Below are 21,139 nucleotides of genomic sequence, written 5' to 3'. Positions count from 1 at the left end.
TTTTTGCGCAGCCGGTTTTTTTGTCACTCGCTCGCGCGCGGTTTGCGTGGCGCGCGCTCGGCGAGTGCATCGTAGAGCCAGCGCGGGAGCGCGTGCATCAGCATGCCCGCGACGCGCATCTGCCAGGGAAAGGTCGCATAACGCACCTTGCGCTCGATGGCGTCGGCGGTTTTCGCGGCGAAGCGGTCGGCGTCCATGAGAAAGGGCATCCGATACGGATTGTGCGCGGTCATCTCCGAGCGCACGTAACCCGGCGCGATCGTGACGACGGCCACGCCGAGCGGCCGCATTTCGAGGCGCAAGGCTTCCAGATACTTCGCCACCGCCGACTTCGACGCGCTGTACGCGCCGCCGCCCGGCAACCCGCGCACGCCCGCGACGCTAGCAATGCCGACGAGCGTGCCGCGCCGCGCGGATGTCATCGACGCGACGAAGGGCTCGAACGTCGCGACCATGCCGAAGTAGTTCACGTCCATGACGGTGCGGAAGGTGTCGAGATCGCCGTGACCCGTCAGCGCGCCGCGGCTCATGCCCGCGTTCGCGATGACGATATCGGCCGGGCCATGCTCCGCGATGAAACGGCGCGCGGCATCGGCGAGCGCATCGGCGTCGCGCACGTCGGCGGGGTAGATCGAGATGGCGCTTTGAGGATGGCGGGCCGCGAAGGCCGCGAGGGAATCGGCGCGGCGGGCGACGAGGCCGAGCACGGCCCCGCGCTTCACATATTCCTCGGCCAGTGCGAGGCCGATGCCGCTCGATGCGCCGGTGATGAAGACCTTCAGGCGAACTGCAGTCATACCGGCGCGAACAGGGTTTACAGCTTCTTGTCGCGGACTTGCTGGACGAGGAAGTCCATCACCTGCGTCGTGCCCGGCAGACTGTTGGTCATCGCCGGACCGGTTTCGTACTTGCCCTGCACGATGACCGTCGGCACGCCGTCGACCTTGTAGTCCTGCAGGAGCTTGGCGTCGCGCTGCACCGCGCTTTGCGTCGAGAACGAGTTATACGCGTCCATGTACTTCTTCGGATCGATGCCCTGCGTCTTGAGGAAGTCCGCCTGTGCCTGCGGCGTCAGCAGATAGTTCTTCTTCACGTGGATTTCGTTGAACACGGCCGGCGTGACCTTCTCGGCGACGCCGAGCGCGTCGAGCGCGTGATACATCTTCGAATGCGGGATGAAGTCGTCGCGGAAAGCCACCGGCACGCGCTTGAACACGACGTCCGGGCCTTGCTTCTTCGCCCATGCCTCGATGTACGGCTCGAACTCGTTGCAGTGCGGGCAGCCGTACCAGAAGAACTCGATGACCTCGACCTTGCCCGCGGGCGCCGCGACCGGCTGAGCCGCCTGCAGCACCGTGTAGTCCTTGCCGGCGGCGGGCGCGGCCATCGCCGAACTCGCGACGCTCATCGATGCGGCTGCGATGCCAAGGGAGAGAGCCAACGCGCTAAAGATTTTTTTCATGATTGAAGAGGGTACGCAATGGATACGCGACGGAAACAAAAGCAGGTTCGTCAGTGGGACATACGACGCTTAAACCACGCTTAAATGTCAAAGCGCTTGCGCGGCCGCCTTGCAGCCGCGCAGGCACTTTGTTGCGTTATTGCTTCGAGAAACGGATCACGGCGGTATCGACGCCCGCGTCGGACAGGCGCTGACGCGCGGTATTCATGTCCTCGAACTTCGCGAACGGTCCGATGCGCACACGATAGTACGTCACGCCGCCCGCATCGCGCTGCGTGACCTTCGATTCGAAGCCCTGGAAGCCGAGGCGTGCGCGCTGCTGCTCCGCGTCCGCCTGCGTCTTGTACGCGCCCACCTGCAGGAAATAGCCGGTGTTCGGCTCGCCGGGCGCGGGCGGTGTGGCTTTCGCCGTCGTGGGCGCCGAGCCGCCCTTCAGCGGCGTGGCAGTGGCGTTGCTCGTTGCGTTCGGCGCGGCTTCAGGCTTCTTCGCGGGCGTCGTGCTCGCGGTCTTCGGCGCGGATGCCGTCGTGCCCGAAGGCGGCACTTCGACGATCTGCGGCTCGTCGAGCATGCCCGACGACTGCGTCTGATTGTTGGTCTGACCCGGCGCGGTGTTCGGCGGCGTGGGCTGCGCGGCTTGCGGCACCGGCTGGCCCGGCGTCTTGCCTTGCAGCGGACGGTTCGGATCGTACGGCTGCGCGGCGGCGGGCGCGGAGTTGGCCTCCGACGGCGGCGCGACCTTCGCCACGAACGGCGTGGGCGCGCGCGTGATGTATAGCGCGACGATCACGGCGATCGCGAGGCCGACGATCAGGCCCAGCACGATGCCGATAAACGTTCCCCCGGTTTGCTTCGACTGCTTCGATGTGCGGCGTGGTTTTGCCATCGTATGAATCACCTGCGAGAAAGTCTTCTGGTTGGGCGACGATTATAGCCGTGGGTCAAGACACGCCTGCGCCAGGCTCCCGTCCGCGCACGCCGAAAACTCCTAATTTCGGCGTGTGCAACGGGGCAGCGGGCGATTACATCTTTTGAGGAGCGGAAACGCCGATGGTCGCGAGACCGTTTTCGAGGACCTGGCGTGTCGCCGCCAGCAGCGCGATGCGCGCGGTGCGTTCCTTCTCGTCGTCCACGAGCACGCGCTCCGCATTGTAGAACGAGTGAAATTCGCCAGCGAGGTCGCGCAGATAGAACGCGACCGCGTGCGGCGCGAGTTCCTCGGCGGCGTGGGCGAGCATCTCCGGGAACTCGGCAAGCTTGTTGAGCAGCGACATCGCGCGATCGCTCGACAGCGGCGAGAGGTCGGCTTGCGCTGCCTTCGACACGTCGCCCGCGTAGCGGTCCTTCCAGTCGTTCAGAATCGTGCAGATGCGCGCGTGCGCGTACTGCACGTAGTAGACCGGGTTTTCGTCGTTCTGCTTGAGCGCGAGGTCGATATCGAACACGAATTCGGTATCCGCCTTGCGCGAGATCAGGAAGAAGCGCACGGCGTCGCGGCCGCGGCGGATGGTGTCTTCGTCGATCTGGTCGGGCGCGGTCTCATGGCCCGGCGTGAGGCCGCCCGACCATTCGATCAGATCGCGCACGGTCACGTAGCTGCCCGCGCGCTTGGAAATCTTCACTTCCTGGCCGTCGCGCATGACGGTCACCATCTTGTGCAGCACGTAGTCCGGATAGCCCTTCGGAATGCCGACGCCGAGTCCTTGCAGGCCGGCGCGCACGCGCGCGATCGTGCCGTGATGGTCCGAGCCCTGGATGTTGATGACCTTCGTGTAGCCGCGCTCCCACTTGGTCACGTGATACGCGACGTCCGGCACGAAGTACGTGTACGTGCCGTCGGACTTCTTCATGACGCGGTCCTTGTCGTCGCCGTCGTCGGTGGTGCGCAGCCACAGCGCGCCGTCTTGCTCGTAGGTCTTGCCTGCATCGACGAGCGCCGCCACCGTCTTCTCGACGCGGCCTTCCTTGTACAGCGACGACTCCAGATAGAACTGGTCGAACTTCACGCCGAACGCGGTCAGATCCATGTCCTGTTCGTGACGCAGATACGCGACCGCGAAATGACGGATGGCTTCGATATCCTCGACGTCGCCCTTGCCCTTGACCGGCTCGCCGTCTTTCGCGGCGACCGTTTCGCCCGCCATGTAGTCGCGCGCGATGTCGGCGATGTACTCGCCGTTGTACGCGGCTTCCGGCCACTCGGCATCGCCCGGCTTGAGGCCGCGCGCGCGCAACTGAGTCGAGGCCGCGAGGTTGGCGATCTGCACGCCCGCGTCGTTGTAGTAGAACTCGCGATGCACGTCGTAGCCCTGCGTTTCGAGCAGGTTCGAGAGCGCATCGCCGAGCGCGGCCTGACGGCCGTGGCCGACGTGCAGCGGACCCGTCGGATTCGCCGACACGAACTCGACGAGCACGTGCCTGCCCGCGTCGCGCGTCGAGCGGCCGAAGCTTGCGCCGTCGCCCAGCACGGCCGGGATCACCGCTTGCTTCGCGGTGGCTGCAAGACGCAGATTGATGAAGCCGGGACCCGCCACTTCGGCGCTCTCGACGAGACCTTTCGCGGCCGGAAGGCCGAGCACCGCATCGACGATCTGCTGCGCGAGCTGGCGCGGATTCGCGCGTAGCGGCTTGGCGAGTTGCATCGCGACATTCGATGCCACGTCGCCGTGCGCCGCGACCTTCGGTCGTTCGAGGACGATCGTGGGCGTGACGAAGGCCGCTTCGCTGGCGCCTTGAGTGGCTTGCGCGACCTGCTGGACCGCGTCGGTGAGGAGCGTTTCGAGAGTGTGTTTGTGTGCGGGCAGCATGCTGAATGTGATCCAGTGGAGCGGGAGCCGACGCGGCGCTTACCGGCGTCTGCATCGACTCGGACGGGCGACTTTGCGGCGCGTCGGCCCCGGTATGTGATGTTCGCAGCCGAACAGAATCGGCTACCACATAAAGTGGGGATTTTAGCAGGTGCTAATATGTCGAATCAGGGTGTCGTCATGTTGTCAGGGAGACCGGCTCGTCTGCGCGTTTCGTTTGCAAACCGCCAATGACCCAACATAAACAAAAGGACCATGCCATGCTCATCACATTCAAAACCTCGGCCGCACCGGATGTCATGATGCTCGAAGACCTCGCGGAGTACTTGCTCGGCATCATCGGCAAGCAGCTCAACGAGCGCGGCGTCATCACCCACGAAGAACTGCCTTCGGCCATCCAGAAACTCGAATCCGCCATCGTCACCGACAAGAAGGTGCGGGCCGAGCACGACGGCCATTTCCACGAAGGCGAGGAAGGGCACGAGCCGCACGAGATTCCCATCGGGCTCGCGCAGCGCGCCTATCCGTTCCTGGACATGCTGCGCCTCGCGCAAAAGCACAACACGAACATTCTCTGGGGCGTCTGATTCGCGCTATTCGCAGTGCTCGCAAACAAAAAACCCGCATCGTCGCCGATGCGGGTTTTTTTCTTCCGATGAAACGTCTGACGGCTTCGGTCGCGGTGCTGCGAATTACTGCGACTGACCGCTTTCCGCGCCGGCGGGTTTCGCAGGCGTATGCGGCTTTTTCGGCTTCTTCGGCTTCTTCTTGTGCTCCGACTGCGGCGGCGAGTAGGAAGACGCCTGAGTGCTGCTCGCTTGCGCGAAAGCAGCGGAGCTCGATGCTGCGAGCAAAGCCGCGGCGATCGCTACGGTTACGGCGGACGTCATCTTCTTCATGCGACTTTCTCCGTTGACGAAAGGATTGCGTGGGCCGTCGTGGCGACGGCCTTTCGCGCTGACAAGTCTACGGAAACCAAAATTTTCCCGCCGGTTCCGTGCATATTTCCGCCATCACGCGCGGCATATGTTGTCTCGCCTTCAGCGCTGCGGCGCGAGCGCGCGTTCGGCATCCGCGATCGACAGTGCCATGCGTTCGGCATAGCTCGCGAGCTGATCGTCGCCGATCTTGCCCACCGAGAAGTACGTGCTGTCGGGATGCGCGATGTAGAAGCCCGACACGCTCGCGGCCGGCAGCATTGCGAGCGATTCGGTCACGCTCATGCCGATTTCTTCCGCCTGAAGCACTTCGAACATATCGCGTTTCACGAGGTGGTCCGGGCAGGCCGGATAGCCCGGCGCAGGACGAATGCCGACGTACTTCTCCGCGATCATCGCGTCGTTGTCGAGTGTCTCGTTCGACGCATAGCCCCACAGTTCGCGGCGCACGCGCGCGTGCAGCGCTTCGGCGAACGCTTCCGCGAAACGGTCGGCCAGCGCCTTGAGCATGATCGCGCTGTAGTCGTCGTGATCGGCTTCGAACTGTTGTTCCTTTTTGTCGACGCCCAGGCCCGCCGTCACCGCGAAGAGGCCGATGTAATCCTTCACGCCCGAGTCCTTAGGTGCGATGAAATCGGCGAGCGAGCGGTTCGGGCGCATCACGCCATCGACGACCGGACGCACGCTCTGCTGACGCAGATTGCGCCAGGTCATCGCGACCTGCGAGCGCGATTCGTCCGTGTAGATCTCGATGTCGTCGTCGTTCACGGTGTTCGCGGGCATCAGCATGATTACGCCGTTCGCCGTGAGCCAGCGGCCCTGAATCAGGCGCGAGAGCATCGACTTGCCGTCGGAGAACACGCGCCGCGCCGATTCGCCGACGATCTCGTCGTTGAGAATCGCAGGATAGGGGCCCGCGAGATCCCACGTCTGGAAGAACGGACCCCAGTCGATGTAGTTCGCCAGTTCCGCGAGGTCATAGTTCTTGAATATGCGCCGGCCGATGAAGGTCGGCTTCTTCGGCGTGTACGCGCTCCAGTCGATCTTCGTCTTGTTGGCGCGCGCCGCGTCGTACGTGACCATCGGCTGCGCTTTCCGGTTGGCGTGCTGCGTGCGGATGCGATCGTAGTCGCTCTTCAGGTCATCGAGATACTTCGCCGCGCCTTCGTCCGACAACAGGCTCGACGCAACCGACACCGAACGCGACGCGTCCGGCACGTACACGACCGGCCCCTCGTAATGCGGCGCGATCTTCACGGCGGTATGCACGCGCGAAGTCGTCGCGCCGCCGATGAGCAATGGCGTCTGCTTGCCGCGGAAATAGTCGTCGCGCTGCATTTCCGATGCGACGTAAGCCATCTCTTCGAGACTCGGCGTGATGAGGCCGGAAAGCCCGATGATGTCCGCGCCTTCTTCCTTCGCCTTCTGCAAAATGGTCGCGCAGGGCACCATCACGCCCATGTTGACCACTTCGAAGTTATTGCACTGGAGCACGACCGACACGATGTTCTTGCCGATATCGTGCACATCGCCCTTCACGGTCGCGATGACGATCTTGCCCTTCGGCCGCACGTCCGCGCCGGCATCGGCGAGACGCTTCTTCTCTTCTTCGATGAACGGAATCAGATGCGCGACCGCCTGCTTCATCACGCGCGCCGATTTCACGACTTGCGGCAGGAACATCTTGCCCGCGCCGAACAGGTCGCCGACGATGTTCATCCCGTCCATCAGCGGCCCTTCGATCACGTTGATCGGACGTCCGCCGGCGGCGTCGATCTTCTGACGCACTTCCTCCGTATCCTCGACGATGAAATTCGTGATGCCGTGCACGAGCGCGTGCGACAGACGCGCCTCGACCGGCTGATTGCGCCATTCGAGGTTCTCTTCCTTCTTCGCGGCGCCGGTCTTGAACTTGTCGGCGACTTCGAGCAGACGGTCCGTGCCGTCATCGCGGCGATTCAGCACGACGTCTTCGACTTTTTCGCGCAACTCGGCGTCGAGATCGGCATACACGCCGAGCTGGCCCGCGTTCACGATGCCCATGTCCATGCCGGCTTGGATCGCGTGATACAGGAACACGGTGTGAATGGCCTCGCGCACGGGATCGTTGCCGCGGAACGAGAACGACACGTTCGACACGCCGCCGCTTACCTTCGCGTGCGGCAGGTTCTGCTTGATCCAGCGCGTCGCGTTGATGAAATCGACGGCGTAGTTGTTGTGCTCTTCGATGCCCGTCGCGATCGCGAAGATGTTCGGATCGAAGATGATGTCCTCGGGCTCGAAGCCCACTTCGTTCACGAGGATGTCGTAGGAGCGCTTGCAGATTTCGGTCTTGCGCTGGAACGTGTCCGCCTGGCCTTTCTCGTCGAACGCCATCACGACCGATGCCGCGCCGTATCGGCGGATCAGCTTCGCGTGATGCCTGAACGCGTCCTCGCCTTCTTTCAGCGAGATCGAGTTGACGATCGCCTTGCCTTGCACGCACTTCAGGCCCGCTTCGATCACTTCCCATTTCGACGAGTCGATCATGATCGGCACGCGCGCGATGTCGGGCTCCGACGCGATCAGATTCAGAAAGCGCACCATCGCGGCTTTCGAATCGAGCATGGCTTCGTCCATGTTGATGTCGATGACCTGCGCGCCGTTCTCGACCTGCTGCCGCGCGACGGCGAGCGCTTCGTCGAACTGGCCGTTCAGGATCATGCGCGCGAACGCCTTCGAGCCGGTCACGTTCGTGCGCTCGCCGACGTTGATGAAAAGCGAGCCGTCGTTGACGTTGAACGGCTCGAGGCCGGAGAGACGCATCGTGTGATCGGTCATGGTTCTTGTTTCAGTGGTAGTCGACATGCAGGTTTCGATCAAAGGGGCGGCAATGCAAGCAGTCGGTCGTACCACTGGCCGAAGTGGGGACATTGCTCGCAGATGGTCGCAAGCCCGATTCGAAGCGCGATGTCAGGGCCGTGTTGCGTTTTCCGGTAACGCGGACTCAATCTGTCAAGCCGCTTCGATGGCGCCGTGTATGGTGAATCGTTGATCCATTCCGGGCCGCCGGCCTGAGCACACGCAACTGCAAACTCTTCGTGATGGGCGAGCCACTCGGGTTCGCTCGAACAAAGCTGATCGATATCTGAGAATAGCAGAGCCTCGAATTCATGCGGCTGGATATGAGGAACGAAGCGTTCAGCCCTGCACGCCGCGAGGCCGACGATATGCTCGTGCAATTCCCGTTCGACTTGTGTCGCGCGTTTAGAAGGCTCTTGCCCTCGAGACTGCAGGACGCCACCGAAAGACGCATCCAGGCCATACAAATCAAAGAATGTCGAAACGTACGTATCTGCTCGTTGCATCAAGGTATCCCGAATGAAACGAGAGACGCGGTCGAGATTCAACGCGCCACCACGCTGTGACGAAGAGGTATTGATCAGGCGCGCACTGACGAATACCCCGGCTAGGGCCAGAGGTTCTTGTAAGACCGCACGTACGAACGTTTCTTCGGTCTGACCTTCGCAGACGATTGTGACCTCGACCATCACGCAGGTCTTCCGCCGAGCACGTTCATATTCCACAATTGGCCGAGGGAGTAGTCATCCAGCCAGTGTTCAAGCGAAGCAGAGTCAAGGCGCTGAAATGTAGACGCGTTGTCACGTCTGTCGACGACGACTATGTCCTCCGGCGCCATAAGGTTGATCAACTCTACGGACTGCGTCGAAACGACGAGTTGTTTGCGCTCTGCTGCACGTTTGATCAAATCGGCCAAAAGGGCAATCGCATAAGGGTGGAGTCCAAGCTCCGGCTCGTCGATGAGTATCGTCTCCGGCATCAGATTCCAAGGTTGGAGCAAGAGCGTGCACAAACAGATGAAGCGCAAAGTTCCATCCGAGAGCGCGTGCGCATTGAAGGGCGTATCAGGGTCACCCTTTTCGAGCCATTCGAGTTGAACGCGCGTTGACGCGTGCGGCCGGTCGACGAAGTCGTCGAAGAACGGAGCCGCCAACCGAATGGTGCGGACGATTGTTTCGTACTGAGCGGGGTGGCCCACGCGGAGCATTTGTAAGTACGCCGCAAGATTCGATCCGTCGTTCTTCAGTCGAAGCGTATCATCGCGCGAGTGCAGTTGCTTTACCTTCGCCGTGGCACTCGTGTCATGAAAATGATAGACGCGGGTGCTCGCAAAAGCGGCGTCCACCAGCGATTTGAGCGTGCCGTTCAGGCGTGCCGCCTGGGATTCATCGCTGGTTCGCGTGTAGTGAAGGCGGGCGGGCGTCGCGTGATTTTGAGATCCCAGAAACTCTTCGTCGAATACGAGACGATTGTCTTTGGTGGGCGCCAGATTGACGCAGTACATATCTACATCGCCGAAATAGAACTCGGCAACGATTCGATCCGTGACTTGACGCGAGTAATGCAGCAGGGCGTCCGGGCCGCCTTCACGCTGGACGAAGGACTGGAAGCGGCCTCCGAGCAGCTCCGCCAGCATGCGAAATACTCCGATGAAGTTAGACTTTCCGGCGCCATTCGCTCCGATCAACACGTTGAGATTACGCAATTCGAAGTCACGCAACTCGCGTATGGATTTGTAGCCAGTAATGGTTAGCTTCTGAACGGCGGGCATTGTGGCAGTCCTTGGCAGCGGTCACGCGTTGAGAAGCAGATCAGACTGCTTGAGCGTCGGCCTCACGGTAGTTTTTCCAGGCGCGCGGCTTCACTTCCGCGAGCGCCTTCGCGATTTCCGCGATGTGCTCCGGCGTCGTGCCGCAGCAGCCGCCCGCGATGTTCACGAGGCCCGCCGTCGCGAATTCCTTCAGCAATCCCGACGTGACGTCCGGTGTTTCGTCGAAGCCGGTGTCGCTCATCGGATTTGGCAGGCCCGCGTTCGGGTAGCAGGACACGTAGGTGTCGCAGAGTTTCGACAGTTCGGCGATGTACGGGCGCATCAGCGCCGCGCCGAGCGCGCAGTTCAGGCCAAACGTGAGCGGCTTCGCGTGACGCAGCGAGTTCCAGAACGCTTCCACCGTTTGCCCGGACAGAATGCGGCCCGATGCATCGGTGACGGTGCCCGAGATCATGATGGGCAGGAGCTCGCCGGTATCGTCGAAGAGTTGATCGAGCGCGAATAGGGCGGCCTTCGCGTTCAGCGTGTCGAAGATCGTTTCGACGAGAAACAGGTCGCAGCCTGCGTCGAGCAGCGCCTTCGCCTGTTCGTAGTACGCCTCGCGCAGTTCGTCGAACGTGACGTTGCGCGCGCCCGGATCGTTCACGTCGGGCGAAATGCTCGCGGTCTTCGGCGTGGGTCCAATCGCGCCCGCGACGAAGCGCGGCTTGTCCGGTGTCGAATATTTGTCGCAGGCTTCGCGCGCGAGCTTTACCGACTCGATGTTCATTTCCGCGGCGAGGTCTTCCATCCCGTAATCGGCCTGCGCGACGCGCGTGGCGCCGAACGTGTTCGTTTCGAGAATGTCGGCGCCCGCCGCCAGATACTGCTCGTGAATCTCGCGGATGACCTGCGGCTGCGTGATCGACAGCAACTCGTTGTTGCCCTTGATGTCGCGGCCGTAGTCCTTGAAGCGCTCGCCGCGATACGCGGCTTCGTCCAGCTTGTAGCGCTGGATCATCGTGCCCATCGCGCCATCGAGGATCAGGATGCGTTTCTGCAGCAGCGCGGGCAGCGCGGCGCCGCGCGTGTAGGCGCGCGCGAGGGATTTCGGAAGGGCGTTCTGGGTCATGACGGACGAGGCCTGCACCAAAGGTGAAATAGCCTGACATTGTAGCCGCAGCGCGGGGCGCTCGCCTTTGGCGGGCGGGCGCGCATGGCGTTCGATGCCGGCAAAAAAGAACCCCGCCATTGCGGGGCGGGGTCTTTGGGAAACGGCGAGTGTCGCCTGGGCCGCGGGTCCGCGCGGCGGAGGGCGCGGACGGCGACGAGCCGCCCGCGCGCGTGCATGCATCAGTGGAGCACGACGGGTTGATTCATCAAGATATCGAACTGTCCGAGGAACTCATCGACATCCTCTAGCGACGGCTCTTCCGAGATTAGCTGCTGCACGTGCTCGCGAAACTTCGCGGCAAGCGCGCCGTCGATGAAAATCTCCCGCTGCGTGTTCTTGTCGACGATCTCGTAACCGCCCGCCTTCATGGCGAGATGGTTGTCTTGCGGTGGAAATTCGACGACGCAATAGTTGGGGCTGTTGTAGATCATTTGCATGGCGACACTCCTTATTCCTCGTTTGCTCCGTGGCAATCCTGACGCTTAGTTGGAGCGACTGGGTTGGAATTCAAGGGGTGGCCTCGATGTGATGCCGGTTGTATCGAGGCTTTCTTCTGCAACAAAAACAGGAGAATCAGGGGGAATCGCGTAAAAAGGCCGCTAGTAATGCGGAAAAGCGTTGCGATTCCTCCACCGGTGAAAGGTGCGCCGCGTTGAGTAATTCGAATTGCGCGCCCGGCACCGTGTCTGCAACCACCCGAGAAGCAGCACGCGGCGTGCCAACATCGTGCTCGCCCGCGACAACCAGCGTGCGCTTCTTCACAGAGGCCAGTTTGTCTCGCGCATCGAAACGGCTGACCGCCTCCGCTGCGCGCGCGAACCCCTCGGCGGGTGTGCGCGCGATCGTATCCCCGATTTGCTCGACCACTTCGGGATGCGCCTTGCGGAATTCGGGCGTGAGCCAGCGTTCGAGCGTCGCTTCCACGATACTCGCTGTCCCGTGTTCGCGCACGGACGCTGCCCGTTGCGCGAATGTCGGACGCGCGTCCTCGGGAATAAAGGCCGGCGCGCCCACAACGGTCAGCGATTCCACTTTGTCCGCATGGTTGATCGCGAGCTTCTGCGCGACCATTCCGCCGATCGACAGTCCGACCACATGCGCCGACGGCGCGCCCAGCTTGTCGAGCAACTGCGCGAGATCGTCGGCGAGATCGTCGATCGTGAACGAATCCGTCGACACCGCCGTTTCACCGTGGCCGCGCAAGTCGTAGCGCAGGACGGTGAACTCATGGCGGAAGTAGCCGGCCATCTGATCCCAGACAGAAAGATCGCCGGCAAGCTGATGGACGAAGACGAGCCAGGGGCCGCCGCCTTCGTTGTCGAGAACATAGCGTGTATCGATGCGATTGATCGTCAACTGCATATCGGCTCCGGAAAGACTGCGGTTTGCGATTGACTGCGCCTTCGTCGTGCCCGGTGTCACGGAGTGTGACGGCCGCGTTACGGTCTGTCCGACTCGGGCGTTTCGGCCGATTCGGGCGCAGCGGGCGCGGAATCCTCAGACGCATCTTGCGTGCCCGGCGTGACAGCTTGTCCTGTCGCCTGCGATGGCGGCGTGAGATTGCCGGCCCAGAGCAGTTCGATTTGCATGCCGTTCGGTTCGGTTTGCAGAATCCGCACGGGCAGCCAGCCGATCGACGGCGCGAGCCAGATGTCGAGCTTGCGGCGGTCGCCTTCCTTGCGCGGCAGGCGCGTGAAATGGCGCGCGGTCGTGAAGCCGCCGCGCGCCTGCACGGTTTCATCGCCGACGGTTTCGATCGGCCAGACCTCGTTGCTGTCGTTGTCCGCGACGTTGAATTGCCGCGTGACGCCCGGCTTGTACTTGTCCGGCGCGCCGCGCACGAGGCTCGCCAGCTGCATGACGACGCTGAAGCGGTCCTGCGCGCCGTCCGCGAGCGGCTGACTCTGCGGCGTCTTCGTATAGACGATCTGCTTCGTCTCGCGATTGAAGATGGCGATGTCGGCGGCGCGGCGGCCGCGCTGTTCAGAATACTGTTCGGGCGCTATGCCGAAGCCGTCGATATGCCCCTTGCTCGAATACACATACGGACCGACGAAAGGCAACGGGATCGAAACGACCATTTCGTAATGCTGGCTGTCGTTGATCCAGTGGATCGTGCCGGTCTGGTTCATCACGCCGTTCACGAGCGTGTCGTAACGTAACTCGCCCGAGGGCGGAACACTGAACTTGTCGCCCGATGCGGCAGCGGATTGCGCCGCGGGCGCTGGCGCTTGTGTTTGCGGTTGCGTTTGTGCTGGCGCGGATGCCGCCACGCCCGACGCGGCGGCGGGCGCTTCCGGCTGCGGTGTCGCCGCGGTCAATACCGGAGCGGGCGCGGGCGTTGCTTTCGTTGCGGGGGCGGGCGCGGCGGCCTTCGGCGGCGCCGGCACGGGAGCGGCCGGTTTGGGCGGCGTCGGCGCGGGCGGTGCGATCGGCTTGGGCGTCAGCAATTCCACTTGCACGGGCGGAGCCTCCGGCGGCGCGTTCGTCGGCTGCCGATTGTGTTCGATCCACCGCATCGCGCTCCAGTGCAGGCCCGCGACGATCAGCACGGCAAGCACCCAGCGCGGCCAGCGTCGCGGCGTGGCGGATTCGGGAGCGGGATCGGGCGACTCGCCCGACGCAGGACGAGGACGGCGGAACTGAAACAGTGGCATCGTGCGGGGGTGAAGAGCGTGAGTTGCGGGTCAGGCGAAACGCATAAGACACGCGCGATGGAAGCGATGTTCCTCGCCCGTATCGACGAGCGCCGTCAACGCTCTCCGGCCTTGTACCCCAGTTCGTACGACAACCCGCGCGCGCATTCGCGCAGAGCCGAATCGATTTCACCGTCCCAGCGCGTATCGAACGTACCTTCGTGACCGAGCGCGATGAGCCCCAGCGCCAGTTCGCCCGTCGAGTCGAAAACGGGCGTGCAGAACGCGTGGATCGTCGGCAGCAGCATGCCTTCGACGCGCGCCGCGCCATGCTCGCGCACTTCGGCGAGCAGCGGCTCGACATCGGCCATTGTCTGCTTCATAGCGGCGAGTTCGCGGTCGAGCATCGCCTGCGTCTTGCTGCGCGGGAGATACGCGGCGAAGAGCAGCCCTGTCGCGGACGAGAGGAGCGGCATCACGTCGCCCAGCTTGAGCGATGCCTTCGCCGGATGACTCGATTCCATCCAGTGCACGACGGTCGGCCCCTGATTGCCCCACACGGCGATGCCGACCGTCTGATCGAGCCGGTCGCGCATTTCTGCGAGCGCGATACGCGCGAGCCTCACGCCATCGACGCGCGCGAGCCGCGCCAGCCCCATCTGCAACGCGAAGCCGCCGAGCTCGTAGCGCCCCGACACCGGATCCTGCGACGCGACGCCGAGCCGCAAAAAACTCACGAGATAGCGATGCGCCTTCGCCGGGCTCATGCCGGCGCGCTGCGCGAGATCGCGCAGCATCATCGCGCGCGGCTCGTTGGTGAGCACGTCGAGCAGCCGGAAGCCGACTTCGATCGACTGAATGCCGGAGCGCGTTTTTTCCTCGGCGGCGTCGCTGGCGTCGAGGTTGTCTTCGTCGTCGGGAAGAGCGGATTGGGTCGATTGCATGAAACGCGAAAGCACAGCCAGGGGATTCACCATCGTAAAATAGATTTCCCTTAACGTCATCCCACGTCACCCACAACCGCTCTATGAAACTTGCCACGCTGAAGGACGGCACGCGCGACGGCCAACTGATCGTCGTTTCGCGCGATCTGCGCACAGCGGCCATCGCCGATGGAATCGTATCGACGCTGCAACGCGCGCTCGACGACTGGACCTTCTACGCGCCGCAACTCATGGACGTCTACGAAGCGCTGAACCTCGGCCGCGCGCGCAACACGTTCCAGTTCGATTCGAAGGCCTGCATGGCGCCGCTGCCGCGCGCGTTCCAGTGGGCGGACGGCTCGTCGTATGTGAATCACGTCGAACTCGTGCGTAAGGCGCGCAAGGCGGACATGCCGCCCGAATTCTGGACCGATCCGCTCATGTATCAGGGCGGCAGCGACGACTTCATCGGCCCGACCGACGACATCGTGTGCGCGACGGAATCGTATGGCATCGACTTCGAGGCGGAAGTCGCCGTCATCACGTCCGATGTCCACATGGCCGCGATGCCCGACGAAGCGCTGCGCAGCGTGCGTTTGCTGATGCTCGTGAACGACGTGTCGCTGCGCAATCTCATTCCCGCCGAACTCGCGAAGGGCTTCGGCTTCTTCCAGAGCAAACCCGCGACCGCGTTCTCGCCCGTCGCCGTCACGCCCGATGAACTCGACGACGCGTGGCGCGAAGGCCGCGTGCATCGGCCGATGATCGTGCACTGGAACGGCAAGAAGGTCGGCCAGCCGGATTGCGGCACGGACATGGTGTTCCACTTCGGCCAACTGATCGCGCATGCCGCGAAGACGCGCAACCTGCGCGCGGGTTCGATCGTCGGCTCGGGCACGATCTCGAACAAGGACACGAAGCGCGGCTACTGCTGCATCGCCGAGAAGCGGTGTCTGGAGACCATCGAGCACGGCGCGCCGCAGACGGAGTTCATGAAATTCGGCGACAGCGTGAAGATCGAGATGTTCGACGAAGAGGGCAAGTCGATCTTCGGCGCGATCGATCAGGCGGTCGTCCAGCCGGAGCACTGAACGGGTTTCGCCCGATGCGGCATGCGCAAGGCTCGCCTTACACTTTGCCGGGCTGCTTCGCGCAGCAATAAAACGATCAAAAGAAAAGGAGACATCGATGGCGGCAGGCAAGTGGACATTTCTGGCGGGCGCGGTGCTCACGCTCGCCGCGACGACAGCGGCTTTCGCGCAGACGGCGCAGCACGTGAAGATCGGGCTCGTGCTGTCGCTCACGGGACCGGCCGCGTCGCTCGGCATTCCCGCACGTGACACCGTGGCGCTGCTGCCGAAGGAGATGGGTGGCAAGCCCGTCGATTACATCGTGCTCGACGATGCATCCGACACCACGCAAGCCGTTCAGTCGACGAAGAAGCTCATCAGCGAGGATCAGGTCGATGCGATCATCGGCTCGTCGATCACGCCGAACTCGCTCGCGATGATCGATGTCGTCGCTCAAGGGCAGACGCCGATGATCTCGCTCGCGTCGTCGTCGAAGATCATCGAACCGGTCGACGACAAGCGCCGCTGGGTCTTCAAGACACCGCAAACCGATGCGATGATGGCCTCCGCGATCGCCGAGCACGCGAGCAATCACGGCGTGAAGACGCTCGCGTATATCGGCCAGGCGGACGCGCTCGGCGAGACCTTCTATGCCGAAGTCGCGAAGTTCGCGCAGCTGCACAAGATCGAAGTCGTCGCGAACGAACGCTTCAACCGTACCGATCCGAGCGTGACCGGGCAGATCCTCAAGATTCTCGCGGCGAAGCCGGATGCGGTGGTCGTCGGCGCGGCCGGCACGCCCGCCGCGTTGCCGCCGAAGACGCTCGCGCAACGTGGCTACAAGGGCAAGGTCTATCACAACCACGGCGTGGGCAACCGCGACTTCCTGCGCGTGTGCGGCGCTGACTGCAACGGCACGTTCCTGCCAGCGAGCCCGGTGCTCGTCGCCGCGCAGTTGCCCGACGATCATCCGGCCAAGCGCCTCGCGCTCGAATACATCAAACTGTACGAAGCGAAGCAGGGCGCGGGCACTGTATCCGCGTTCGGCTCGTATGCGTGGGACGCGGGCATGCTGCTCAATCGCGCGGTGCCGATCGCGATGAAGGCGGGCGCGCCCGGCACGCCGGCATTTCGCGCCGCGCTGCGCGATGCGCTCGAAGGCACGAAGAATTTTTCCGACACCAACGGGCAGGTCAACATGACGCCCAACGATCACATTGGCCTCGACCAGCGCGCGCGCGTGATGGTCGAGATCCGCGACGGCAAGTGGCTCTATCAGCCGCGCTAACTCTCGATTGAACCGGATCATGAGCGATCTCTCCCTCTACGCGAGCTACAAGTCGCTGGAGTTGCGGCGCCATCCGCACGGCGTGCTCGAAGTGGTGATGCCCGGCGCGGGCGCGAACAAGAGCAACCTCTCCACCGCCGACGCCAACATGCATCGCGAACTGGCGGATATCTGGCGCGACATCGACCGCGATCCCGATACGCGCGTCGCGCTGATTCGCGGCGAAGGCAAGGGCTTTTCGGCGGGCGGCGATCTCGGGCTCGTCGAGGAGATGGCGAACGACTTCGATGTGCGCTCGCGCGTATGGCGCGAGGCGCGCGATCTCGTCTATAACGTGATCAACTGCGGCAAGCCGATCGTCTCCGCGATGCACGGCCCCGCGGTCGGCGCGGGACTGGTCGCGGGTTTGCTCGCGGATATATCGATCGCGACGAAGTCGGCGCGCATCATCGACGGGCACACGCGGCTCGGCGTCGCGGCGGGCGATCACGCGGCGATCGTGTGGCCGCTGCTGTGCGGCATGGCGAAGGCCAAGTACTATCTGCTGCTGTGCGAGCCGGTCAGCGGCGAGGAGGCGGAGCGCATCGGCCTGGTGTCGCTCGCCGTCGACGAGAACGAACTCATGCCGAAGGCGATCGAAGTGGCGAATCGTCTCGCGCAAGGCTCGCAAACCGCGATCCGCTGGACCAAGTACGCGCTGAACAACTGGCTGCGCTCGGCGGGGCCGACTTTCGATACCTCGCTCGCGCTCGAATTCATGGGTTTCGCCGGGCCGGACGTGCACGAAGGCATGCGCTCGCTGCGCGAGCGGCGCGCGCCGGACTTTCCGGGCGGCGCGCCGTTCTGAGCCACGCGAATCTCACACGCAAGAAAACAAGGAGAGTCGAATGACCGATAACGCCGGCGGCACGCCGCCCTACACGATTCCCGGTTTTCCCGGATTCGGCCAGGCCGACATGATGGGCAAGATGTGGGAGCTGATGCGCCTGAATCCATTCGCCGCCGCGATGCCGGGCGGCGGGCAGGGCATGGGTCCCTCTCTCTCGATGATGTCCGACATGCTCGCTCCGCTCACCAACATCGAAGAACTCGACAAGCGCGTGACGGACATGCGCGCCGTCGAGCACTGGCTGAAGCTCAATCTCAACATGCTGCAATCGGCGATTCAGGCGCTCGAAGTGCAACGCGCGACGCTCGCGACGCTGCGGGCGTTCGGCGCGTATGCGCAATCGTCGGTCGAGAGTGCGCAGGGCGCGGCGGCGGAAAACAAGAAGACCGTTGCCGCCGGCTGGCCGATGGGCGGCGCGGCGAAAGCGGACGCGCCGAAGCAGGAGCCCGCGCGTGAAGCGCCGGCGAGCGCGACATCGGCTGAAGGCGAGGGCGCGGCAGGCGACGCCGCAACGCCGCCCGGCTTCGATCCGACCGGCTGGTGGAACGTGCTGCAATCGCAGTTCAATCAACTCGCGCATCTCGCCATGCTCCAGCCCGGCATGACCGGCCCGCTCAACACGATGGGCGGGGAAGGCGAGCAACCCGCCGCCGATGAAACCGACGCCGGGCAGGCGGCGAACGACGCCACGGACAAGTCCGAGGCTGCCGCGAAGAAAGCGCCCGCGCGCAAGGCCGCGCCGCGCAAGAAACCCGTCTGATTTTTATGCCCGGCGGCGTGCAACGCGCCGTCGGGCACGCCCTTCGTTTCCTTCGATGCGTAAATTTGCATCGGACCGCGTCTCGCGTCATCCGCATCCACAGTGGTGCGGAAATGTATCTCAGCACCGACGTCCGTTTCGAATTTGTCTATGATGAAACATCGACGGCGTATAAATTTGTCCACCATGCGGGTCGGGCACGTAACCTGCATCGAGTGAAGCGCGTGTCTTCAAATCGATCTGTCTATGACAAATACATCAGAACAGGACTTCGACTCTGACTCGGCTTCCGATGGCGCCGAACTGCCGGAACCCGTCCCGCCGCGCGCTGCGCCGTCAGGCACCACGGGAATCGGCATTGGCGCGATCGCTCAGGAGATTGGTCTGACGAAGGACACACTGCGTGTCTGGGAGCGCCGATACGGCTTCCCGCAGCCGATGCGTTCGCCCGGCGGCGAGCGGCTCTATCCGCAGGAGCAGGTCACAAAGCTGCGGCTCGTGAAGCGCCTGCTCGACGCGGGCCACCGGCCGAGCAAGGTGCTTGGACAATCGATCGAGTTGTTGCAGCAACTGGCTGAGAGTTCGGGCGTCGGTCAGGACGCGCCGGATGCGGAGTTCGATCATCTGATCTCGTTGTTGCGCGCGAGCGCCTACGACGAGTTCCGCTTCGGACTGCTCAAGCGCGCGACGCGCGACGGGCTCGAGCGCTTCGTGCTGGACGTGGCGGCGCCGCTGTCGGCGCGGGTCGGCAATGCGTGGGCGGCGGGCACGCTGCAGGTCTATCACGAACATTTGTTCAGCGAGGCGATCCAGTCCGCGATGCGCACGCTGATGCGCCCGCTTTCCGACGCCGTTCGTGGGCGCGGCGGCCGTCCGCGCGTGCTGCTCACGACGCTCTCGGGCGAAGGCCACGGCCTCGGCATCCTGATGGCCGAGGCGATGTTCACGCTCTCCGACTGCGATTGCGTCCAGCTCGGCCTGCAGACGCCGCTGCACGATATCGTCGATGCCGTGGCGGCGCATAAGGTCGATATCGTCGCGCTGTCGTTCACGGCGGTGCTGCCGGCGCAGTCCATCGCGAACGGCCTGACCGATCTGCGCAACCTGCTGCCCCCGCACGTGCGCATCTGGGTCGGTGGAAGCAGCCCCGCGCTGCGCCGCAAGTTCAACGACGGCGTGCATTACGTCGCAGGGTTGACCCCGATCGATGAAACTGTCGCGGATTGGCGCCAATCGGCCATGCTATGATGAAAAACGCTCGCTGCGGCGAGCATTGGCGCGGAATTCGCGTGGCATGCGCATCGCTGTCATGTGAGTCCGTCATACTGCACGGCCGGCGCAGTTCCGGCGGCAGGATCGGCGCCACTCGACCATACCTCAGGCACAGGTTTCGCTCCTCACCCACGGTAGAACAAGACGCACAACAGCAACATTTGCACAAGGAAGTGCAGTGTTTTCGCGGCGCGACGCGTCGCCGCAGCGCCGAATTTGAGCGCTCGTTGTCGCTTTTAGTCTTAGGCCGACCGAATCCCGCGTAAAATTGAAAGCTTGGCTGCTTGCGTGCAGGTTTTCCGCGCGTCTCGGCCGAAGTCATTAGATATAACGTCGCATACGTGGCATCAGGGGTGGACAATGAACACCATGCTTTATCCGGAACTTTATAAATCGCTGGAATCCGTCCGCTGGGATATGGAGAAGGACATTCCCTGGGACAAATTCGATGCGTCCCTGCTCACCGACGAGCAGGCCAGGACGATCAAGATGAACGCGATCACCGAATGGTCCGCTCTTCCCGCAACCGAAATGTTCCTGCGTGACAACCACCATGACAGCGACTTCTCCGCTTTCATGAGCGTGTGGTTCTTCGAAGAACAGAAGCATTCGTTGGTGCTGATGGAATATCTGCGGCGCTTCAAGCCGGACATGGTCCCGAGCGAAGAAGAGCTGCACGCGGTGCGCTTCGAATTCGATCCGGCGCCGCCGCTCGAAACGCTGATGCTGCATTTCTGCGGCGAAATCCGTCTGAATCACTGGTATCGACGCGCGGCCGAGTGGCACACGGAACCAGTCATCAAGCACATCTACGAAACCATCTCGCGCGACGAAGCCCGCCACGGCGGCGCTTATCTGCGCTACATGAAGAAGGCGCTCGCGAATGCGGGCGACACCGCGCGCGCGGCGTTCGCGAAGATCGGCGTGCTGATGGCGTCGGCGCGTCGCACGGAAAAGCCGCTGCATCCGACCAACCTGCATGTGAATCAGGCGCTCTTCCCGCGCGACACCGTGCAGTCCCGCCTGCCCGATCCGGAATGGCTCGAACGCTGGCTGGACGACCAGATCCGCTTCGACGACAGCTGGGAGAAGAAGGTCGTCGAGCGCATTCTGCACAACCTGTCCATTTTGTTCGAGCGTTCGTTCGTGACCGCGCAGGAATTGAATCGCTATCGCAAGGAAGTGACGCTGCGTCTGCAAGCCGCGCCGGGCGGCGGGGCCGAGCAACCGGCCTGAGCGTTCAGTCCTTCACGCCTTGACGATGAAACGGCCCGCCGGGTAGAACCGGCGGGCCGTTTGCATTTCTGCCCGCATCGATTAGATTCGATT

General features: G+C 63.2%; 20 protein-coding genes. 7 read left to right on the top strand and 13 right to left on the bottom strand.

Annotation, left to right across the window (positions count from 1 at the left end; genetic code table 11):
• Nucleotides 1-23 precede the first annotated feature (23 nt).
• From ACEN42_RS14715 to argS, 4 genes are all read right to left on the bottom strand, one after another.
• On the bottom strand, nt 24-797 hold the full coding sequence (locus ACEN42_RS14715) for an SDR family oxidoreductase (RefSeq protein WP_371880303.1): 774 nt from the start codon (nt 795-797) through the stop codon (nt 24-26).
• 17 nt (nt 798-814) lie between these two features.
• A complete protein-coding gene (locus tag ACEN42_RS14710) occupies nt 815-1,462 on the bottom strand; it encodes a thiol:disulfide interchange protein DsbA/DsbL (protein ID WP_238285359.1) in 648 nt (215 codons plus the stop codon).
• Nucleotides 1,463-1,598: 136 nt separating this feature from the next.
• A complete protein-coding gene (locus ACEN42_RS14705) occupies nt 1,599-2,348 on the bottom strand; it encodes an SPOR domain-containing protein (protein WP_371880302.1) in 750 nt (249 codons plus the stop codon).
• 136 nt (nt 2,349-2,484) lie between these two features.
• Nucleotides 2,485-4,269, bottom strand: coding sequence for an arginine--tRNA ligase (argS, locus tag ACEN42_RS14700; protein WP_371880301.1), 1,785 nt, complete (start codon nt 4,267-4,269; stop codon nt 2,485-2,487).
• A 260-nt stretch (nt 4,270-4,529) separates the two neighbouring features.
• Here argS and ACEN42_RS14695 point away from each other — a divergent pair, with 260 nt between their 5' ends.
• Complete coding sequence (locus ACEN42_RS14695; RefSeq protein ID WP_371880300.1) at nt 4,530-4,856, top strand: DUF1840 domain-containing protein; 327 nt, start codon at nt 4,530-4,532, stop codon at nt 4,854-4,856.
• A gap of 105 nt (nt 4,857-4,961) precedes the next feature.
• Here the strand turns inward: ACEN42_RS14695 and ACEN42_RS14690 are convergent, their stop codons facing one another.
• The 9 genes from ACEN42_RS14690 to ACEN42_RS14650 form a co-directional block, all read right to left on the bottom strand.
• Nucleotides 4,962-5,168 carry a hypothetical protein gene (locus ACEN42_RS14690; RefSeq protein ID WP_035497479.1) on the bottom strand — a complete coding sequence of 69 codons (207 nt, stop codon included), beginning with the start codon at nt 5,166-5,168 and terminating at the stop codon, nt 4,962-4,964.
• A gap of 141 nt (nt 5,169-5,309) precedes the next feature.
• Nucleotides 5,310-8,027 carry a methionine synthase gene (metH, locus tag ACEN42_RS14685; protein WP_371880299.1) on the bottom strand — a complete coding sequence of 906 codons (2,718 nt, stop codon included), beginning with the start codon at nt 8,025-8,027 and terminating at the stop codon, nt 5,310-5,312.
• Between the two features lie 38 nt (nt 8,028-8,065).
• Nucleotides 8,066-8,737 (bottom strand): DUF4276 family protein, encoded by a 672-nt coding sequence (locus ACEN42_RS14680; RefSeq protein ID WP_371881133.1) that lies wholly within the window; start codon nt 8,735-8,737, stop codon nt 8,066-8,068.
• A complete protein-coding gene (locus ACEN42_RS14675; protein WP_371880298.1) occupies nt 8,737-9,819 on the bottom strand; it encodes an AAA family ATPase in 1,083 nt (360 codons plus the stop codon). Before ACEN42_RS14675 ends, ACEN42_RS14680 begins: the two co-directional genes overlap by 1 nt.
• Before the next feature lie 40 nt (nt 9,820-9,859).
• A complete protein-coding gene (locus tag ACEN42_RS14670; RefSeq protein ID WP_371880297.1) occupies nt 9,860-10,930 on the bottom strand; it encodes a homocysteine S-methyltransferase family protein in 1,071 nt (356 codons plus the stop codon).
• Nucleotides 10,931-11,151: 221 nt separating this feature from the next.
• Complete coding sequence (locus ACEN42_RS14665) at nt 11,152-11,409, bottom strand: DUF3567 domain-containing protein (protein WP_035497483.1); 258 nt, start codon at nt 11,407-11,409, stop codon at nt 11,152-11,154.
• A 136-nt stretch (nt 11,410-11,545) separates the two neighbouring features.
• Nucleotides 11,546-12,334, bottom strand: coding sequence for an alpha/beta fold hydrolase (locus ACEN42_RS14660; protein WP_187608703.1), 789 nt, complete (start codon nt 12,332-12,334; stop codon nt 11,546-11,548).
• A 77-nt stretch (nt 12,335-12,411) separates the two neighbouring features.
• Entirely contained in the window at nt 12,412-13,629 is a 1,218-nt protein-coding gene (locus ACEN42_RS14655; RefSeq protein ID WP_371880296.1) for a DUF3108 domain-containing protein, read from the bottom strand.
• 95 nt (nt 13,630-13,724) lie between these two features.
• A complete protein-coding gene (locus tag ACEN42_RS14650; RefSeq protein WP_371880295.1) occupies nt 13,725-14,552 on the bottom strand; it encodes an IclR family transcriptional regulator in 828 nt (275 codons plus the stop codon).
• An 83-nt stretch (nt 14,553-14,635) separates the two neighbouring features.
• Here ACEN42_RS14650 and ACEN42_RS14645 point away from each other — a divergent pair, with 83 nt between their 5' ends.
• The 6 genes from ACEN42_RS14645 to ACEN42_RS14620 all read left to right on the top strand — a co-directional run bounded on the left by ACEN42_RS14645 (nt 14,636) and on the right by ACEN42_RS14620 (nt 21,046).
• Nucleotides 14,636-15,622 carry a fumarylacetoacetate hydrolase family protein gene (locus ACEN42_RS14645; protein ID WP_371880294.1) on the top strand — a complete coding sequence of 329 codons (987 nt, stop codon included), beginning with the start codon at nt 14,636-14,638 and terminating at the stop codon, nt 15,620-15,622.
• Nucleotides 15,623-15,719: 97 nt separating this feature from the next.
• Complete coding sequence (locus ACEN42_RS14640; protein WP_035497488.1) at nt 15,720-16,889, top strand: ABC transporter substrate-binding protein; 1,170 nt, start codon at nt 15,720-15,722, stop codon at nt 16,887-16,889.
• A gap of 19 nt (nt 16,890-16,908) precedes the next feature.
• The gene (locus tag ACEN42_RS14635) at nt 16,909-17,736 is read left to right on the top strand and encodes an enoyl-CoA hydratase/isomerase family protein (RefSeq protein ID WP_371880293.1); all 828 of its coding nucleotides are present in this window, start codon (nt 16,909-16,911) and stop codon (nt 17,734-17,736) included.
• Between the two features lie 40 nt (nt 17,737-17,776).
• A complete protein-coding gene (locus tag ACEN42_RS14630; RefSeq protein ID WP_250482954.1) occupies nt 17,777-18,538 on the top strand; it encodes a PhaM family polyhydroxyalkanoate granule multifunctional regulatory protein in 762 nt (253 codons plus the stop codon).
• Between the two features lie 246 nt (nt 18,539-18,784).
• On the top strand, nt 18,785-19,786 hold the full coding sequence (locus ACEN42_RS14625) for a MerR family transcriptional regulator (protein WP_371880292.1): 1,002 nt from the start codon (nt 18,785-18,787) through the stop codon (nt 19,784-19,786).
• 384 nt (nt 19,787-20,170) lie between these two features.
• Complete coding sequence (locus ACEN42_RS14620; protein ID WP_371880291.1) at nt 20,171-21,046, top strand: ferritin-like domain-containing protein; 876 nt, start codon at nt 20,171-20,173, stop codon at nt 21,044-21,046.
• Nucleotides 21,047-21,139: the final 93 nt, after the last annotated feature.

The organism is Caballeronia sp. S22 (genome assembly GCF_964261745.1).
In the GTDB taxonomy this organism is placed as follows: Bacteria; Pseudomonadota; Gammaproteobacteria; order Burkholderiales; family Burkholderiaceae; genus Caballeronia; species Caballeronia jiangsuensis.
The sequence above is the reverse complement of the archived record's forward strand: the minus strand, read 5'-3'. Positions and strand labels throughout refer to the sequence as shown.

Bases quoted from the DNA above. Each gene is read 5' to 3' on its own strand.
- ACEN42_RS14715 (WP_371880303.1), bottom strand. From the start codon at position 797: ATGACTGCAGTTCGCCTGAAGGTCTTCATCACCGGCGCATCGAGCGGC.
- ACEN42_RS14710 (WP_238285359.1), bottom strand. From the start codon at position 1,462: ATGAAAAAAATCTTTAGCGCGTTGGCTCTCTCCCTTGGCATCGCAGCC.
- ACEN42_RS14705 (WP_371880302.1), bottom strand. From the start codon at position 2,348: ATGGCAAAACCACGCCGCACATCGAAGCAGTCGAAGCAAACCGGGGGA.
- argS (WP_371880301.1), bottom strand. From the start codon at position 4,269: ATGCTGCCCGCACACAAACACACTCTCGAAACGCTCCTCACCGACGCG.
- ACEN42_RS14695 (WP_371880300.1), top strand. From the start codon at position 4,530: ATGCTCATCACATTCAAAACCTCGGCCGCACCGGATGTCATGATGCTC.
- ACEN42_RS14690 (WP_035497479.1), bottom strand. From the start codon at position 5,168: ATGAAGAAGATGACGTCCGCCGTAACCGTAGCGATCGCCGCGGCTTTG.
- metH (WP_371880299.1), bottom strand. From the start codon at position 8,027: ATGACCGATCACACGATGCGTCTCTCCGGCCTCGAGCCGTTCAACGTC.
- ACEN42_RS14680 (WP_371881133.1), bottom strand. From the start codon at position 8,737: ATGGTCGAGGTCACAATCGTCTGCGAAGGTCAGACCGAAGAAACGTTC.
- ACEN42_RS14675 (WP_371880298.1), bottom strand. From the start codon at position 9,819: ATGCCCGCCGTTCAGAAGCTAACCATTACTGGCTACAAATCCATACGC.
- ACEN42_RS14670 (WP_371880297.1), bottom strand. From the start codon at position 10,930: ATGACCCAGAACGCCCTTCCGAAATCCCTCGCGCGCGCCTACACGCGC.
- ACEN42_RS14665 (WP_035497483.1), bottom strand. From the start codon at position 11,409: ATGCAAATGATCTACAACAGCCCCAACTATTGCGTCGTCGAATTTCCA.
- ACEN42_RS14660 (WP_187608703.1), bottom strand. From the start codon at position 12,334: ATGCAGTTGACGATCAATCGCATCGATACACGCTATGTTCTCGACAAC.
- ACEN42_RS14655 (WP_371880296.1), bottom strand. From the start codon at position 13,629: ATGCCACTGTTTCAGTTCCGCCGTCCTCGTCCTGCGTCGGGCGAGTCG.
- ACEN42_RS14650 (WP_371880295.1), bottom strand. From the start codon at position 14,552: ATGCAATCGACCCAATCCGCTCTTCCCGACGACGAAGACAACCTCGAC.
- ACEN42_RS14645 (WP_371880294.1), top strand. From the start codon at position 14,636: ATGAAACTTGCCACGCTGAAGGACGGCACGCGCGACGGCCAACTGATC.
- ACEN42_RS14640 (WP_035497488.1), top strand. From the start codon at position 15,720: ATGGCGGCAGGCAAGTGGACATTTCTGGCGGGCGCGGTGCTCACGCTC.
- ACEN42_RS14635 (WP_371880293.1), top strand. From the start codon at position 16,909: ATGAGCGATCTCTCCCTCTACGCGAGCTACAAGTCGCTGGAGTTGCGG.
- ACEN42_RS14630 (WP_250482954.1), top strand. From the start codon at position 17,777: ATGACCGATAACGCCGGCGGCACGCCGCCCTACACGATTCCCGGTTTT.
- ACEN42_RS14625 (WP_371880292.1), top strand. From the start codon at position 18,785: ATGACAAATACATCAGAACAGGACTTCGACTCTGACTCGGCTTCCGAT.
- ACEN42_RS14620 (WP_371880291.1), top strand. From the start codon at position 20,171: ATGAACACCATGCTTTATCCGGAACTTTATAAATCGCTGGAATCCGTC.